This is a genomic window from Streptomyces mesophilus, assembly GCF_040300965.1.
GTDB lineage: Bacteria > Actinomycetota > Actinomycetes > Streptomycetales > Streptomycetaceae > Streptomyces > Streptomyces mesophilus_A.
This window is the reverse complement of sequence record NZ_JBEPEW010000031.1, coordinates 53,256-68,789: the sequence shown is the minus strand read 5'-3', so window position 1 is coordinate 68,789 and position 15,534 is coordinate 53,256. Positions and strand designations below refer to the sequence as shown.

The 15,534-nt window shown below is 70.2% G+C and carries 17 protein-coding genes; 9 read left to right on the top strand and 8 right to left on the bottom strand.

Annotated elements, in window-relative coordinates; genetic code table 11:
* Positions 1-1,365: ABC transporter permease (locus tag ABT367_RS14385; RefSeq protein WP_352253079.1), on the top strand; the 1,365-nt coding region annotated here is incomplete at its 5' end.
* A gap of 160 nt (positions 1,366-1,525) precedes the next feature.
* Complete coding sequence (locus tag ABT367_RS14380; protein ID WP_352253078.1) at positions 1,526-2,107, top strand: hypothetical protein; 582 nt, start codon at positions 1,526-1,528, stop codon at positions 2,105-2,107.
* On the opposite strand, the gene ABT367_RS14375 is transcribed toward ABT367_RS14380, so the two are convergent.
* The gene (locus tag ABT367_RS14375; RefSeq protein WP_352253076.1) at positions 2,089-2,526 is read right to left on the bottom strand and encodes a hypothetical protein; all 438 of its coding nucleotides are present in this window, start codon (positions 2,524-2,526) and stop codon (positions 2,089-2,091) included. The genes ABT367_RS14380 and ABT367_RS14375 overlap by 19 nt on opposite strands.
* A gap of 121 nt (positions 2,527-2,647) precedes the next feature.
* On the opposite strand from ABT367_RS14375, the gene ABT367_RS14370 reads away from it, so the two are divergent.
* The 3 genes from ABT367_RS14370 to ABT367_RS14360 all read left to right on the top strand — a co-directional run bounded on the left by ABT367_RS14370 (position 2,648) and on the right by ABT367_RS14360 (position 4,672).
* The gene (locus ABT367_RS14370) at positions 2,648-3,007 is read left to right on the top strand and encodes a MerR family transcriptional regulator (protein ID WP_352253074.1); all 360 of its coding nucleotides are present in this window, start codon (positions 2,648-2,650) and stop codon (positions 3,005-3,007) included.
* A gap of 129 nt (positions 3,008-3,136) precedes the next feature.
* Positions 3,137-4,030, top strand: coding sequence for a helix-turn-helix domain-containing protein (locus ABT367_RS14365; RefSeq protein WP_352253073.1), 894 nt, complete (start codon positions 3,137-3,139; stop codon positions 4,028-4,030).
* 126 nt (positions 4,031-4,156) lie between these two features.
* Complete coding sequence (locus tag ABT367_RS14360) at positions 4,157-4,672, top strand: hypothetical protein (protein ID WP_352253071.1); 516 nt, start codon at positions 4,157-4,159, stop codon at positions 4,670-4,672.
* Positions 4,673-4,737: 65 nt separating this feature from the next.
* Here the strand turns inward: ABT367_RS14360 and ABT367_RS14355 are convergent, their stop codons facing one another.
* Positions 4,738-5,253, bottom strand: a complete 516-nt coding sequence (locus ABT367_RS14355) for a GNAT family N-acetyltransferase (RefSeq protein WP_352253069.1) — start codon at positions 5,251-5,253, stop codon at positions 4,738-4,740.
* A gap of 120 nt (positions 5,254-5,373) precedes the next feature.
* On the opposite strand from ABT367_RS14355, the gene ABT367_RS14350 reads away from it, so the two are divergent.
* Positions 5,374-6,048: a hypothetical protein gene (locus tag ABT367_RS14350; protein WP_352253067.1), complete on the top strand. Its 675-nt coding sequence runs from the start codon at positions 5,374-5,376 to the stop codon at positions 6,046-6,048.
* A 129-nt stretch (positions 6,049-6,177) separates the two neighbouring features.
* Here ABT367_RS14350 and ABT367_RS14345 read toward each other — a convergent pair whose 3' ends face one another.
* A complete protein-coding gene (locus ABT367_RS14345) occupies positions 6,178-6,891 on the bottom strand; it encodes a hypothetical protein (RefSeq protein WP_352253065.1) in 714 nt (237 codons plus the stop codon).
* 239 nt (positions 6,892-7,130) lie between these two features.
* On the opposite strand from ABT367_RS14345, the gene gcl reads away from it, so the two are divergent.
* Positions 7,131-8,924 carry a glyoxylate carboligase gene (gene gcl, locus ABT367_RS14340; RefSeq protein WP_352253063.1) on the top strand — a complete coding sequence of 598 codons (1,794 nt, stop codon included), beginning with the start codon at positions 7,131-7,133 and terminating at the stop codon, positions 8,922-8,924.
* Positions 8,925-9,001: 77 nt separating this feature from the next.
* Here the strand turns inward: gcl and ABT367_RS14335 are convergent, their stop codons facing one another.
* On the bottom strand, positions 9,002-9,310 hold the full coding sequence (locus ABT367_RS14335; RefSeq protein ID WP_352253090.1) for a tripartite tricarboxylate transporter permease: 309 nt from the start codon (positions 9,308-9,310) through the stop codon (positions 9,002-9,004).
* A 160-nt stretch (positions 9,311-9,470) separates the two neighbouring features.
* Here ABT367_RS14335 and ABT367_RS14330 point away from each other — a divergent pair, with 160 nt between their 5' ends.
* Positions 9,471-9,650, top strand: a complete 180-nt coding sequence (locus ABT367_RS14330) for a hypothetical protein (protein WP_352253061.1) — start codon at positions 9,471-9,473, stop codon at positions 9,648-9,650.
* A gap of 283 nt (positions 9,651-9,933) precedes the next feature.
* Entirely contained in the window at positions 9,934-10,362 is a 429-nt protein-coding gene (locus ABT367_RS14325; protein WP_352253059.1) for a hypothetical protein, read from the top strand.
* 12 nt (positions 10,363-10,374) lie between these two features.
* Here ABT367_RS14325 and ABT367_RS14320 read toward each other — a convergent pair whose 3' ends face one another.
* From ABT367_RS14320 to ABT367_RS14305, 4 genes are all read right to left on the bottom strand, one after another.
* A complete protein-coding gene (locus tag ABT367_RS14320; protein ID WP_352253057.1) occupies positions 10,375-11,340 on the bottom strand; it encodes an aminoglycoside phosphotransferase family protein in 966 nt (321 codons plus the stop codon).
* Between the two features lie 614 nt (positions 11,341-11,954).
* Entirely contained in the window at positions 11,955-13,415 is a 1,461-nt protein-coding gene (locus ABT367_RS14315; RefSeq protein WP_352253055.1) for a catalase, read from the bottom strand.
* Between the two features lie 200 nt (positions 13,416-13,615).
* Positions 13,616-14,506 carry a 2-hydroxy-3-oxopropionate reductase gene (locus ABT367_RS14310; protein ID WP_352253053.1) on the bottom strand — a complete coding sequence of 297 codons (891 nt, stop codon included), beginning with the start codon at positions 14,504-14,506 and terminating at the stop codon, positions 13,616-13,618.
* Between the two features lie 123 nt (positions 14,507-14,629).
* Positions 14,630-15,463 carry a TIM barrel protein gene (locus tag ABT367_RS14305; RefSeq protein ID WP_352253051.1) on the bottom strand — a complete coding sequence of 278 codons (834 nt, stop codon included), beginning with the start codon at positions 15,461-15,463 and terminating at the stop codon, positions 14,630-14,632.
* Positions 15,464-15,534 lie beyond the last annotated feature (71 nt).

Below are 15,534 nucleotides of genomic sequence, written 5' to 3'. Positions count from 1 at the left end.
CTCGGCGCCGGCTGGGCGGCCGGGCGCAGGCCCGCGAAGACCAAGCCCGGCCAGGCGCTTGCCGAGGCGTCCGTGGAGCGGCTGCGCCCGGGTCTCATCCGTACCGTCCTCGGGCTCGGCGCCCTGGGCGGTGGCGCGGCCCTCGCCGGCGTCGCCGCCTCCACCGCCGGAGCGGACGCGGCCAACGCCTCCCTCGGCGTCGTGATGCTCTTCATGCTCGCCGTCGCCCTGCTCGGCCCGCTGCTCGCCCGCCTGTGCGCCGCGCTCTTCGGACTGCTGCTGCGCGGCGGCGGCGCCTCGGCCTCGCTGGCCGCCGCCAACTCCCGTACGAACGCACGCCGCTTGGCCTCCGCGATCACTCCGATCGTGCTCGCGATGGCGTTCGCCTCGACGCTGGTCTTCATGCATACGAGCGAGAGCAAGGTCGCCGCCGAGCAGCTCCGCGACGGCCTCACGGCGGACCACGTCGTCACCGACCCGGCGGGCCTGCCCGCCGGCGCCGCCGAACGGGCCGCCCGCGCTCCGGGCGTCGACGCGGCCGTGAGCCTGCTCGACACCCAGGTCCTCGTGCCCGTCGACTCCGGCGGCGAGACCTCACTCCAGGCCTCGGCCACTCAGGGCATCACCGGCTCGGGGGCCCAACTCGCCCAGGTGCAGGACCTGGACGTACGCAGCGGCAGCCTGGAGCGCGTGGGCGCGGGCCGTATCGCCGTGGACACCACCCTCGCCACCGCGGCGAAGGTGGAGGTCGGCGACGAACTGCCGCTCCACCTTCCCGACGGTACCGAGACGTCCCCCGAGGTCGTCGCGGTGTACGGCCGTGGCATCGGCCTGCCGGCGGTGACCATGGACCGTGCGTCCCTGGCCGGTCATGTCACCTCGCCGTTCGACAGCACCCTGCTCGTCCGCGGCGGAGACGCCGGACCGCTCAGCGCGCTCGGCGAGGTCACCGACGCCTCGGGCTACGCCGTCGCGCAGAACGTGGACCGTGAACTCGGCGCCTGGGCCAACTCGATGATGGCCGCGGTCCTGGGCGGCTTCGCCGCGGTCGCCGCCGTCAACACCCTGGTGATGACGGTCCTCGACCGCCGCCGCGAACTCACCACGCTCCGTCTCGTCGGCTCCACCCGCCGCCAGGTGCTGCGCATGCTCCACTGGGAGAGCCTGCTGGTATCGGTGACGGGCGTGATCCTGGGCACCACCATCGCCCTGATCACCCTGACCCCGATGATGCGCGGCCTGACAGGAGAGTCCCCCTATATACCGCCGCTCCTGTACGGCACGTTCACCGGCACCGCGCTGGCCCTGGGCCTCCTGGCGGTCACGCTCCCGGCCCGCGCGGCCCTTCGGGAACGCCGCCTCTGAGATGCTGCGGCCCGGGTGCTCGGACTCCCGTGGTCGCATCCGATGCGACGTTGCGGCCCGGGTGGCTGGACTCCCGTGCTCGCACCGACCTCGCAGGTGATCGCCGGACGGTCTGCCCAGGCAGAGCGTCCGGCGATCACCGCAACTCCCGGGGGACTTCATGGCCAGACCGCTGCTCTTCCTCGACGTGGACGGACCGCTCAATCCCTATGCGGCCAAGCCCCAGAGAAGACCCGAGGGCTACACGACCCTGCGCGTCCCCCTGGACGACGACCAGCAGGACGGTGAACGCACCCTGCGGCGCCGTCCGCTGCGGGTGTGGCTCAACCCCGGGCACGGCCCCGAACTGCTCGCCCTCGACTACGACTTGTGCTGGGCCACCACATGGATGGCCGACGCCAACCGCTGGATCGCCCCGGTCCTCGGCCTCCCGGAGCTCCCGTACGTCGACTTCGGCGAGGATCTGTTCGCCGAGCGCCCCGACGGCGTCCACTGGAAGACGGCTCCGCTGGTCGCCCACGCCGACGGCCGGCCCTTCGCCTGGGTGGACGACGAACAGAGCGCCTTGGACGACGCCTACGTGTCACGTCGGCACCCGGGCCGGGCTCTGCTGCACCACGTCGACCCGCGGACCGGCCTGCGCGGACCGGACTTCGAGGCGCTGGCCGGCTTCGCGAGAGAGTGCGCCGGTTCGCGACACAGTGGGCGGGGCAGCGCTGATCGTCAGGCCGAAGCGCGCTGACGGAGGCGGACTGCCCGCAGCCACGGCGCCAGCTGGGCGATGCCGAAGGCGAGCTCCACCGCGAGGAAGGCCCACAGGTAGGCGGGCACCCCGGCGGCCAGTGCGTACGTCTGCCCCGTGGCGAACAGGAGGCGGGACGCTCCGTCGTAGAGACCGTGGACCGCCGATGGTCTGCGGATGCGGAGCACGGACCAGACGACGATCAGGGAGCCCATCAGGTTCGCGTAGAGCATCTCCATGGGGGTGAGGGCGGGGTGCGTGCCGAGGCCGAAGGTCTCCGTGAGCGCGGTCAGTGCCCGGTGGATGAGCTCGTACGTCCAGGGGGTGGCGAAGCCGGCGGCCACGATCAGGTCGTACCGGGCGCTGATCCGGACGATGCGCAAGTAGCCGGGAGAAGAGGGGGAGGGAAGGCGCGGCATGGGAACTCCTGGTGTGCGGGGGCGAGTTCGAGCCCGCCCCTCGGACAGCGACACCCCGACGCTAAACAGTGGAGTACGGTCCAAGGTCAAGTCCGAGTCCCCGCACGCCCCCTGGAGTGTCATGCGTATCGGAGAGCTGGCCGCGCGGACCGGCCTGTCGAAGGACACCATCCGGTTCTATGAGAAGAACGGTCTCGTCGCGGGGGAGCGTCTCGCCAACGGGTACCGCGATTTCGCGCCGGAGGCGGTGAGCTGGCTGCACTACGTGCGGACCGCGCAGGCCCTCGGCTTCTCGCTGGCCGAGATCGCACGCACCGGTGAGCAGCTGAGGGACGCCCCCGACAGCGCCGCGGCTCTGTCGAAGCTGTTCGAGGAGAAGATTCGCGTGGTCGACGCGCGGATGGCCGAGCTCGCCGCTCTGCGCGAGGAGTTGGACGCACGCGTGGGCTCGGGCTGCCCCCTGCGGGCGGCGGCGCCGTAGGTCCGCCCCTTGCGTGCGGCGGCGCCCTGGCGGTCACCCGCTGCATGCGGCGGCGCCCTGGCGGCCGCCTTCCGCACACTTGGGCATGTCATCATGCCGGCCACCGGAGTCGGAGGAGGAGAGGGAGTCATGGCGCTGGCCGGCGGCACGGTCATGGGCGAACGACGCGTGCAGGGCGTCCACGGCGTGCGCATGGTGGGGCTCGGTGCGGGACGTCTGCGGGTGACCCGGCCCTGGCCGCAGATGTTGCGTCCCTACCTGCACAGTTACGCCGGCTACTGGGACGCCGCCGCCACCCCGTTCCGCGTGCGGATCGTGCCCACCGGGCGGGCGGTCGTGCTCATCAGTCTCGGGGAGCCCTTTGCCCAGGTGCACCGGCTGGCCGAGCGCGAGCCGGGAGTCCGGGTGGTCGGCTCCCTGATCGCGGGACTGGAGGACGGACCCCGGATCGCCGAGCACCCCGGCGGCCAGGAGGCCATCCGGCTCGAGCTCACGCCCCTGGGCGCGTACCGCCTGTTCGCGCTGCCGATGCGGGAGTTGACCAATACGGTCGTCGAGTTGACGGACGTGCTCGGGCCGCGCGCCGGGGAGCTGGTGGAGCGGCTGTCCCACGCGCGCGACTGGGCCGAGCGCTTCGACCTGCTCGACGCGGCGCTGCTCGGCCGGCTCGGCGAAGGACCCGCGCCCGCGAACGAGGTGGCCCACGCCTGGCAGTTGCTCGAACGGTCCGGCGGCACCATACCCGTGGCCCGGATCGCGCAGGAGATCGGCTGGAGCCACGGGTATCTCGTACGGAAGTTCACCCAGCAGATCGGCCTGACGCCGAAGATGTCGGGCCGGGTGCTCAGATTCCATCGCGCGATCGGGCTCATGGCGCGCGGCGCCGTCGATCTGAGCGCGCTCACCGCCACCTGCGGGTTCTACGACCAGGCGCATCTCAACCGGGAGTTCCGCGCCCTCGCCGCCATCACCCCCGGCCAGATCGTCGCCGCACGGATGACGGAAGGCGCCGTCGCCCTGTGACCAGCGGATTTTGACGCGAGGTCAAATTCGTCCAAGCCATCTTGTGCACCGACTCTCTACCGTCCCTGAATGTGATCGTCCGCCGCGGGGCGGGCCGATCGACCACGCCGTCACAGGGGGACCCACATGTCGAATCAGCGCCGTGGACGCTGGGAGCGCTACAAGGTCACGCGCCCCTTCTCGCCACAGGACCTCGCGGGGCTCTGGGGGTCGATCATCGCCGTCGTGGCGCTGGCCGCGCTCCTGGGCTGGGCGCTCGACATGAAGGGCGGCGTCGTGATCGTCGCCGCGATCCCCTTCATCTCGCAGTGGTTCGACCAGAAGCGGATCCTGTTCCAGTTCGACGCGGCCGGTGTACGGGTCGGCAATGTGGTGCTGCCCTGGAACGACGTCACCCAGTTCGTCGTCGCCACCCCCGCCCAGGGCGACGCCCTCATCGGCGTACGGCTGCAGGAACACGCGATGCTCCCGGCCGGCGCCGCGGTCTCCCCGGCGCACCCCGCGATGCCCGCGCCGCTGTATGTGGCGGTGCAGAACCACAAGTTCGACCTGGACAAGATGCTGGGCAAGGCGCGCAAGTACGCCCCCGCCCACCTCCAGATCGTCGTCGCCGAGCCCACCGGCGAACGCGTCGCCTCATAACAGGGCGGCTCCCGAACGGGGGGCCGGGCGGGCCGGACCAGCGGCCCGCCCGGTTTCTTTCCGCTTCAGGGGGCGATGGGGCGGGTCATGCACACCCGCGGCCACCGGTCGATGCCGAGCTCGCTCTCGTATGCCCTGATCTTCCGCAGCCCCGGCCCGAGTTCCTGCTCGCCGAGCACCCGGAATCCGAGCCTTCGGTAGTACGGCGCGTTCCACGGCACCTCGGCGAAGGTCGTCAGCGTCAGGGCGCCGAGCCCCGCGTCCCGGGCGTAGGCCGCGGCATGGTCGAGCAGTGCGCGCCCCACGCCCCGCCGCGCCACCGACGGATGCACGGAAACCTGCTCCACATGCAGCGCCTCGTCCACCGGTTCCGCGACCAGGTACGCGACCGGTTCGTCCTCGGGCGCGGTGACGGCGACCCACGCACGGCCGGCGCGGCGGAACTCCTCCAGTACGTCGAGCGCGGGCGGTTCGTCCTCGGCGATCGCCGTCATCCCCACGGTGCGGAACGGCTCTCCGGCCGCTCGCTCGATATCCCGCAGCCGAGGAAGATCGGCCGCTGTGGCCTGCCGGATTCGCATGGTCCGAGTATCGGCCGTGGCCGCGTATCCGACGCACGCGGGACGCGCTGTGTCCACCCCGGTTGACAACCGGTAGCGTCCCTCGGGGCACAACGGGCGCCACGGGCAGGGGAGATCAGAGTGAGCGTGTCGACGGGGACGCATGGGGGCCGGGTTCCGGCGCAGGGTGAGACCCAGGGTCGGGGCGTCAGCGCCTGGCGCTCGCTGCGCAGAACGCTCGGACTGATCGTCTTCGCGTGGGCGGCCGCCGCCGGCAACACCGCACTCGCCTATCTGACCTTCGGCCAGGAGTGGATCCCGATCGCGGTCGGGTTGATCCTCTGCCTCACCTTCACCATCCTGCTGATCCTGCTCCACCGCGCCTGGTGGCTGGCGGTCCTGTCGCTCGCGCCCTCGCTCTTCGTGCTCGTCGGCTCGGTACAGCTCGGGCCCGACGGGGCCCTCGAGCATCGCGGCGTACGGGAGAGCGTGGTCGTCGTGGCGGACAGCGCCGCCGGCACCTCCTCCAAGGAGCACCGTCTGACCCTGCGCAATGAGCGCGGCGAAGAGCTCGACGAGAAGCTGGAGTACCGGGGCGGGGCCGGAGCCCCCGACGTCGGCGACAAGTTGGACATCCTGCGCGACCCGGACGGCAGGGTGCCGATGGAGCAGGCCGCCGAGGTCGACTCCTCGGGACAGCTCGGCAGTGTGCTCGGCGGCACGGCGACGTGGACCCTGTTCGCGCTCCTTGCCGGTTGGCGAGGGCACGTACTGCGCCGCAAGGGCCGCGAGCTCGCGGACCTGCCCACCTTCTAGGACGGTTCCGCGCCGTCGGACCCCAACGCTCCGTACACCCGGGCCAGTGCGTGGAACGCCTCTTTCGTCTCCCAGGCGTCCGGGTCGAACGCGTAGCCGATCCCGCGCAGCTCCACCGCGGCCCCGGACCTACGCGCCCGTGCTGATCAGTTCGTCCGCCGGGCTGTTCACCGGCTGTGGTGTGCCCGTCAGGTCCAGGACGAACAGCGGGAGCGCGAGGCTGTCGGCGCGGGCGCGGGCGTCGTCCGTATAGCCCGCGAGGGAGAAGCAGACCGGGACCGAGGAGTCGTTCAGGGCGGCGAGCCACACGCACTCGATGTCGCGCAGGCTCATCGAGCGCGTCGTCGGTTCGACCTGCGCACGCAGCCCCGGCGCGATCAGGCCCACACCGGACGCGGCCCGCTGCTCGGCCCGCCGGATGTCCTTGTAGCCGAGCCAGCGCAGATACAGCGCGGCGGCCTGCACCGCATCGCGTGCTGTGCGAATCGTCACGGGATGGAAGGCGGGCCGCGGCGCCGGCGCCGTCGGCGGCAGCGGGATGTGCAGCGGCAGCGGCGCATGACCCGGCGCGGGCCCCGACGAGGCGGGTTTCACCGGGATGCGGAGCACCGCGCCGCAGTCGCAGCCGAGCTCCGGCTGGGGCCACTGATCACACCGGCCGCAGGACTCGCAGCGGACGGTGACCCAGTCGTCCTCCCAGGTCACATGCGTGATGGGGAGGGGCTGGGCGCCGCGCTGAAGCGGCGGCGAGACCGGCGTACCGCAGGAGCAGGGATAGACGTGCGGTGCGTACAGATGCTCGCGCCGGCAGAGCGGACAGCGCACGGGAATGCCTCCGGACATCGGCGTCCCCCTCCCGTACGAACCCACGAACACGACCCGGTGCGCCTCTCATCGTCCACCAAACACCAAGCTCTGGGGAGGGATTCGGGCACGTTCATCGCACCGTAGGGCCTTGACGCCTCCCTCGGCCTGCTCTTACATTGCTTCCATATAGCAGAAGAAAACTTCCGCATTGTGAAAGTGACGGAAGCGCCCGATAGCCGACCGGTGCAGACCGGCCTGGACGCAGGAGTTACGCGATGCCTCGAATGACAGCCGCCCACGCGGCAGTGGAGATCCTCAAGCGCGAGGGTGTTACGGATGCGTTCGGAGTGCCGGGCGCCGCGATCAACCCCTTCTACAAGGCGCTGAAGGAGGTCGGTGGCATCGACCACACCCTCGCGCGGCACGTCGAGGGTGCGACCCACATGGCCGAGGGCTACACCCGCACCAAGGCGGGCAACATCGGTGTCGCCATCGGTACGTCCGGTCCGGCCGGCACCGACATGATCACCGGCCACTACTCGGCCGCCGGCGACTCGATCCCGATCCTGGCCATCACCGGCCAGGCGCCGAGCCACCTCCTGCACAAGGAGGACTTCCAGGCCGTCGACATCGCCTCGATCGCCAAGCCGCTCACCAAGATGGCCGTCACGGTCCTCGAGCCGGCCCAGGTGCCCGGTGTCTTCCAGCAGGCCTTCCACCTGATGCGCTCCGGCCGTCCCGGCCCGGTCCACATCGACCTGCCGATCGACGTTCAGCTCGCCGAGATCGACTTCGACCCGGAGACCTACGAGCCGCTGCCGGTCTACAAGCCGTCCGCGACCCGCGCCCAGATCGAGAAGGCGATCTCCTTCCTCCTGGAGTCCGAGCGCCCGCTGATCGTCGCCGGCGGCGGCATCATCAACGCCGACGCCTCCGACCTGCTCGTCGAGTTCGCCGAACTCACCAACACCCCGGTCGTCCCCACCCTCATGGGCTGGGGCACCATCCCGGACGACCACGAGCTGAACGCCGGCATGGTCGGCCAGCAGACCGGCCACCGCTACGGCAACGCCACGTTCCTGGAGTCGGACTTCGTCCTGGGCATCGGCAACCGCTGGGCCAACCGTCACACCGGCTACAAGCTGGATGTGTACCGCGAGGGCCGCAAGTTCGTCCACGTGGACATCGAGCCGACCCAGATCGGCAAGATCTTCGCCCCGGACTACGGGATCGCCTCGGACGCCAAGGCCGCCCTGGAGCTGTTCGTCGAGGTCGCCAAGGAGCTCAAGGCCGCCGGCAAGCTGCCCGACCGCAGCGAGTGGGTCGCCTCGCACCTGGACCGCAAGGCCACGCTGCAGCGCCGTACGCACTTCGACAACATCCCCATGAAGCCGCAGCGCGTCTACGAGGAGATGAACAAGGCGTTCGGCAAGGACACCCGCTACGTCACCACCATCGGTCTGTCCCAGATCGCCGGTGCGCAGATGCTGCACGTGTACAAGCCGCGCCACTGGATCAACTGCGGCCAGGCCGGCCCCCTGGGCTGGACCATCCCGGCCGCGCTGGGTGTCGCCAAGGCCGACCCGGACAGCCCCGTCGTCGCCCTCTCCGGCGACTACGACTTCCAGTTCATGATCGAGGAGCTCGCGGTCGGTGCCCAGCACCGCATCCCGTACATCCACGTCCTCGTGAACAACGCCTACCTGGGCCTGATCCGTCAGGCGCAGATCGGTCTGGACATCAACTTCCAGGTCAACCTGGAGTTCGAGAACCAGAACAGCCCCGAGCTGGGCGTCTACGGCGTCGACCACGTCAAGGTCGCCGAGGGCCTCGGCTGCAAGGCGATCCGCGTGACCGACCCGGCCGACCTCGCCGAGGCCTTCGAGAAGGCCAAGAAGCTGGCGCAGGAGCACCAGGTGCCGGTGGTCGTCGAGGCGATCCTCGAGCGCGTCACCAACATCGCGATGAGCCCGACCGCGGACATCAGCGCGGTCAAGGAGTTCGAGGACATCGCGACCGAGGACTGGCACGCGCCGACGTCGATCCTGCCGCTGAAGGCCCAGGCCTGAGCAGCGCTTGCTTCGCCTGATCTGAGGGGCGGCCCATCCGGAGGGGGATGGGCCGCCCTTCGGCGTTCCCCGACGGGTCAGGCGTCCGCGGTCGTCTTCATCCTCGCCCGGCGCGACCACCGCACCGCCGCGGGGCCGATCGCGACGGCGACGGTCGCCGCCAGCAGGACCGCCGTGATCGGCTGGGTCAGGACGCCGGTGATGTCGCCGCCGAAGATGCGCATCGAGCGTCGGAAGGACGACTCCAGGGGTCCTCCGAGGACGAAGGCGAGTACCAGCGGCCCGGGTTCGAAGCCGGTCTTCTTCATCAGGTGGCCGAGCACGCCGAGTCCGACCATCAGGAACATGTCGAAGACGCTCCTGTTGATCGTGTACGCGCCGATCATCGTGATCACGACGGTCAGTGCCGCCAGGATCGCGGGCGGATACGCAGGATGCGGACGAAGAGACCGATCAGCGGCAGGCTCATCGCGAGCAGGAGCAGGTTGCCGACGTACATCGAGTTGCGGCTACGCGATCGACGACGAGGAGAACTACGTCGGCGTCATGTGCTTCGGCTCCGCCCTGCGCCACACCTCGCCGGTCACCGACGCGATCAGTTGCTCGGTCCCCGTCGGCAACCTGGGTGAAGGGCGCGCGGAGGAGATCGTGCCGCCCATGGAGCGGACCCGGTGGGCGACAGAGCGGATGGCGCCCGTCGACCTGTCCGCACCCGACCGGACCTGACTCCCGGCCCGGCGTCGGACGCGGTGCTTCGGCGTTCCCGGCGCCCAGGTGGCGTTTGAGCCACATGGAGTGGATGAGGCGGGGGAGGCGGTGCGCCCTTGGCCGTCAACTCGGTTGATACGCAGGGAAGTTCGCCCCTGCGCGGCTGCGGAGAGTGAGGGGATCCGGCCATTGTGTAGCCGCAAACTCGTTCGGGCACACACCGTGAGCGCACAATAGCCCTACGGCATCAGAGTGTTGACCTGCACGGATGCCGCTTCCCGCGGGGAGTTGGGGGTCCGCGATGCATGAAGAGTTCCTGTGCGAGGTGACCGCGTACGGCATCTGTGACGGCGAGCAGATCGGCGTACCGCTCGGCACGTATCGTGCGCCGAGCCTGCCGCTCGCACTGTGGTGGCTGCGCGAGCGCGCGACCTGGATCGCCGAGCGCCTCGACCCCACGCCCGACGGCGGCCGGCTGCCGGCCGGCGCCCTGGTGCCGCTGCCGAGGGACGCACCCGACGTGCCGGGCGTCCTGCGCGCCTGGCGGGACAGCGATGCCGAACAGGCGCGTGCGGCCGCCGACTTGACCAGCGGCCGCCTGGTGCGCTTCATCGCCCGCGACGACACCACGGAGTACGAACTCCTCGCCGAGTCCATCGATGCGATCCGCATCCAGCGCGCCCTGGGCGGCCACCAGAGGGCCGCGCCGGCGTGGGTGCCTCCGATCTGACGGCCTGCCCGCTCACACCGCGGGCGACTGTGCGCCGAGCCGCACTTTGAGCCAGGCCAGCGCCTGTTCGCCCTGAGCCTGCTGGAAGGGCCGCAGCGTGGGCAGTCCAGGCGGCGCGGGCCGGCGGGCCTGGTCCAGGAACATGCCGGTCAGGCCGATGAGCACGGTGGTCACATCTTGAGGGTCGGCCCCCTCCGCCACCGGGTGTGCCGTGAAGAGGGCCTCGGGATCCGGGCCGCCCTGCATCGCGACGCTCGGCAGCATCACGAGCAGGTCGAACCAGCGGGCCGCACGGCAGGCGTGGGGCCAGTCCACGAAGACGGCGCCCTTGTCGGTGAGCAGGAGGTTGTCGGCGCGCAGATCGCCGTGCGAGAGAGTGTCCCCCGCGGTGGCCTCGCGGCAGTGCCGCTCTCGTGCCGCGAGGGCCGCCAGATTCTCGACGACCCACGGGTCCATGTCCGCCAGGTCGTCCGCACCGTCCGCATGCGCGGCCGCGAGCAGACGCCAGCCCTGGAACGGCTCCTCGTGGATCGGCGCCACACCGGGCGGCGCGGGCGTGAGCGCCTCGGACAGCCGGCCGATCGCGTCCAGAACGCGGTCCAACTCCTCGGGAACCCACGGCACATGGGGCTGCCGCCCCTCGACGTCCTCGAAGAGCAGCGCGACCCAGCGGCCGTCGTCGTACGCACCGAGCAGGCGCGGGACCGGCGCTCCTTGCGGCAGCAGTCGCGCGTTGGCGATCTCCGTGCGGTGCATGGTGACGGACTGTGCGTTGACCTCGGCGGTGACAGCCTTGACGAAAGCCCGGGTGCCGTCGGCGAGGCGGAGGCGGGCCGCGACACCGGGGGAGAACCCGCCGCTCTGCGACCTCGCCTCGACCACCTTCGCCCCGAGCTGCTGCTCGAGCGCGTCGCGGACCGCGGCAGGGATCTCCTGCCATTCCATACGTACGCCCTGAGCGGGGACGATTGCTGTCATACGGCCAGCCTGCCAGGCAGTGCGTGGCGGGGCCACGTGGTTTCTCTCCCGGCGCAGGCGGTCGAAGCCCGCGGAGCGGTGCGAGGCCGGCACGGAAAAGGGGAGCGCCGAGTACGGGACCGTCCGTACTCGGCGCTCTGGCAGAGGAGTTGTTGCCGTCCGACGGCGCAAGGCTGACGCGACAGGACGTTCGCGCCGCCGGACGGGGTCTGTGTCCGGGACCGCCTTCGGTACCGGCTGCTCTGGACGACGGCCGGAGGCCGGCGCAGGCGGCCGAAGCCCGCGAAGCGGTGCGAGGTCGGCACGGAGAAATGGTCGTTCGCGCCGCCGGACGGGGTCTGCGGTCCGGGTCCGGCGGCTTGGCGCCGCCGGACGGAGTTCAGGATGTGGCTGGGACCGTGGCGGGTGTGATGGACCATCGCATGCTTCCCTCAGGTCGAGAAGCACGCTGTTGGACCTTTACCACCGCACTGGCTCACACGCCGCCACGGTCACAGGCCTTGTCCGCCGGAGCGGACTCCCGCACCGCCTGCCACCCCTCATCCGGGCAGGCGGTCCGGGCCGGTGCCCGGGGATGACCTCCCGTCACCCTGGGCACAGCTGAGGTGAAGAGGTCAGTCGCGCAGGGCGCGCACAGCCTCTTCCACGCGCTTGCCGTAGTCCGCGTCGGCGGCGGCGAAGTGCGCGATGTTCTTCTCGATGATGTCGTCGCGGGAGACCTGCGACAGACCGCCGGCGATGTTGGCGACCAGGCGCTGCTTCTCCTCCTCGGACATCAGGCGGTACAGCTCGCCCGCCTGGAAGAAGTCGTCGTCCTTGGTGTGCGCCGGCGCCTCGTGCGTGCCGGTGTACCCGTGGATCGCGAGCGGCGCGGCCAGCGGCTGGCCGGTCTCGACCGGACCGCCGAAGGAGTTCGGCTCGTAGTTCTTCGCGCCGCGGCCCTGGGCGTTGGCGGCCATCAGACCGTCGCGGCCGTAGTTGTTCGCTCCACCCTGAACAGCCTTCGGGGCGTTGACCGGCAGCAGGGTGTGGTTGACACCCAGGCGGTAGCGGTGCGCGTCCGCGTAGGCGAACAGGCGGCCCTGCAGCATCTTGTCCGGCGAAGGACCGATGCCCGGAACGAAGTTGTTCGGCGAGAACGCGGCCTGCTCGACCTCGGCGAAGACGTTGTCGGGGTTGCGGTCCAGGACCAGCCGGCCCACGCGCTGCAGCGGGTAGTCGCTGTGCGGCCACACCTTGGTCAGGTCGAACGGGTTGAAGCGGTAGTCCGCCGCCTCGGCCGCCGGCATGACCTGCACGTACAGCGTCCACGAGGGGTACACACCGCGCTCGATGGACTGCAGCAGGTCGGTCTGGTGCGAGTTGCCGTCCTTGCCGACGAGCTCGGCGGCCTGGTCGGCGGAGAGAGAGCGGATGCCCTGGTTCGTCTTGAAGTGGTACTTGACGAAGAAGGCCTCACCCTGGGCGTTGGTCCACTGGTACGTGTGGGAGCCGTAGCCGTTCATGTGGCGGTACGACGCGGGGATGCCGCGGTCGCCCATCAGCCAGGTGACCTGGTGCGTCGCCTCGGGGGCGTGCGCCCAGAAGTCCCAGACGTTGTCCGCCTCCTGCTTGCCCGTGAAGGGGTCGCGCTTCTGGGAGTGGATGAAGTCGGGGAACTTGATCGGGTCCTTGATGAAGAACACCGGGGTGTTGTTGCCGACGAGGTCGTAGTTGCCCTCTTCGGTGTAGAACTTCACGGCGAAGCCGCGCGGGTCACGGACGGCGTCCGCACCGCCGAGGCTGTCGGCCACGGTCGAGAAGCGCAGGAAGAGCTCGGTCTTCCTGCCCACCTCGGAGAGGAAGTCCGCCGAGGTGTACGCCGAGACGTCGTCGGTGACCTCGAAGTGGCCGTAGGCGCCGGAGCCACGGGCGTGCACGACACGCTCCGGGATGCGCTCCCGGTTGAAGCGGGCGAGCTTCTCGAGCAGGTGCTGGTCCTGCAGGAGGATCGGGCCACCGACGCCGGCGGTGGCGGAGTTCTGGTTGTCGGCGACGGGGGCGCCGGACTCGGTCGTAAGCACGCGCTTCGACATCGTGACCTTCCGTACTCAAACTGCGAAAACTGTTTCTGCGTCTGCGATTTCAGGAGCGTATGTACGCGCATGAACGGACGTCAACAGTTTGTTGAAATTGAAGAGAGGTGTTCCGGTCGGCGGCGGCGCCTGGGCGCGACAGGACAGGTGTCAGCGCCGCCGCCGACCGGGGTCTACGGGGCCCTCGAGGGGCCCGGGGCTCAGACCTGCGAGCCGGAGAGGCGCTCGACCGAGCGGAGCAGGGCCGAGTGGTCGAGGCCGCCGTCACCCTGCGCACGCAGCGAGGCGACGAGCTGGGCGACGACGCCACCGACGGGCAGCGCGGCACCGACATTGCGGGCGGCGTCGGTGACGATGCCCATGTCCTTGTGGTGCAGGTCGATACGGAAGCCCGGCTTGAAGTCGCGGTTGAGGAAGTTGTCCTTCTTACGGGTCAGGACGGTCGAGCCGGCCAGACCGCCGTTGAGGACGTCGAGCGCGGCCTTCAGGTCCACGCCGGACTTCTCCAGGAAGACCACGGCCTCGGCGCACGCCTGGATGTTGACCGCGACGATCAGCTGGTTGGCGGCCTTCACCGTCTGGCCCGAACCGTGCGGACCGCACAGGACGATGGTCTTGCCGAGGGCCTCGAGGACCGGCAGGGCCTCGTCGAAGTCGGCCTGCTCGCCGCCGACCATGATGGACAGGACGGCCTCGATGGCGCCGGCCTCGCCACCGGAGACGGGGGCGTCCAGAACGCGGATGCCCTTCTCCTTGGCGGCCTTGGCCAGGTCGACCGAGGTCTGCGGGGTGATCGAGGACATGTCGATCAGGAGGGCGCCGGACTTGGCGTTCTCCAGGATGCCGTCGGGACCGTAGGAGATGGCCTCGACCTGGGGCGACGCGGGCACCATCGTGATGACGACATCGGCGTCCTTGACGGCCTCGGCGATCGAGCTGGCCGCGCTGCCGCCGGCGGCGGCGAGACGGTCGAGCTTGTCCTGCTCGAGGGTGAAGCCGGTGACGGAGTAACCGGCCTTGATCAGGTTCTCGGCCATGGGGGAGCCCATGATGCCGAGGCCGATCCACGCGATCTTCGGAAGGTTGCTCATGGTGATGGTGCCTTTCTCAAAAGCTTTGATACGTCGATGAGTTGACGTGTCGCCCGCGGTACCGCCCACCCGCACAGCGGGCGGTGACGCGGACGTCAGAGGTCAGGCGCCTGGCCGCGAGGGTCAGCGGGCGGCGCGGGCCTCGGCCGGCAGCCAGCCGAAGGAGGCGGCCGCGTCGGGAGCCTTGTACTCGAGGCCCACATAGCCCTCGTAACCGGCCTTCTTCAGCTGGTCGAGCAGGTCCTCGAGCGGCAGCTCACCGGTGCCCGGGGCGCCACGGCCCGGCTTGTCGGCGATCTGCACGTGGCCCGTCTTCGCCGCGTACTGCTCGATGACCGAAGGCAGGTCCTCGTCGTTCATGGCCAGGTGGTACAGGTCCATGAGGAACTTGGCGTTGCCGAGACCGGTGGCCTCGTTCACCTTGTCCACGATCTCGACGCCGGCCGGCGCGCTCACCAGCGGGTAGAGCGGGGACTCCGGCTTGTTGAGGGTCTCGATCAGGAGGATCGCGCCGATGCGGTCGGCCTCCTTGGCCGCGAGCACCAGGTTCTCCAGGGCGAGCTTGTCCTGCTCGGCCGGGTCCACGCCTTCGACGCGGTTGCCGTACAGGGCGTTGAGCGCCTTGCAGCCCAGGGACTGGGCGAAGTCGGCCGCGACCTTGAGGTTGGCGCGGAACTTCTCCGACTCCTCGCCGGGCACGGAGACCGCACCGCGGTCCGGGCCCGGCAGCTTGCCGGCGTAGAAGTTCAGGCCCGTGAGCTGTACGCCCGCGTCCTCGATGGCCTTCTTGAGGGCGTCGAGCTCGGCCTGGTCGGGGGTCGGGGTCTCGATCCAGGGCCACCACAGCTCGACCGCCGTGAAGCCCGCTGCGGCTGCTGCCGCGGGACGCTCCAGGAGCGGGAGTTCCGTGTAGAGGATCGAGAGATTCACATTGAAGCGCTGGTCCGTGTAACCCATGAGGGGTAGGCGCTCCTTCCGTATCGCGGAAGTTACTTTCTACTTGACGGAAGAGTGCCTAAGGCCCTGGT